Annotated in this window: 2 pseudogenes; both read right to left on the bottom strand. The window is 44.6% G+C overall.

Features of this window, described 5'->3' with window-relative positions:
• Positions 1-196 (bottom strand): annotated as a pseudogene (locus tag C1G53_RS12900) (Asp-tRNA(Asn)/Glu-tRNA(Gln) amidotransferase subunit GatA); the annotation flags it as partial.
• Positions 196-271: pseudogene (locus C1G53_RS13645) on the bottom strand (Asp-tRNA(Asn)/Glu-tRNA(Gln) amidotransferase GatCAB subunit C); the annotation flags it as partial. The pseudogenes C1G53_RS13645 and C1G53_RS12900, both read right to left, overlap by 1 nt.

The raw sequence follows: 271 nt of genomic DNA, 5'->3' as shown, positions 1-271 counted from the left end.
CCGCATCAATCCCTTTTTCATCAAGGGCAGCAGCCTGCGCCAAGGCCGCATCTTCTGTGATAGTCAAGAAAGCATCCACTGCTCCCTCACGGCTTTTGATGTCTTCCAAAGTTGCCTTGGTCAACTCAACCGCAGAAATCTCCTTTTTGACAAGGAGGTCATGCAATTCATCAATGGTTTTATTGTTAAAAGTCATTAGGCATCTCCTCCCCCGTCTAGAATAGCTGGTACCTTGATAAAGTTATCTTGTGATTCAGGCACATTTTTAAAG

The sequence above is a fragment of the Streptococcus suis genome (assembly GCF_002960445.1).
Classification (GTDB): Bacteria; Bacillota; Bacilli; order Lactobacillales; family Streptococcaceae; genus Streptococcus; species Streptococcus hyiners.
This window is presented reverse-complemented; position numbering and strand designations above follow the sequence as displayed.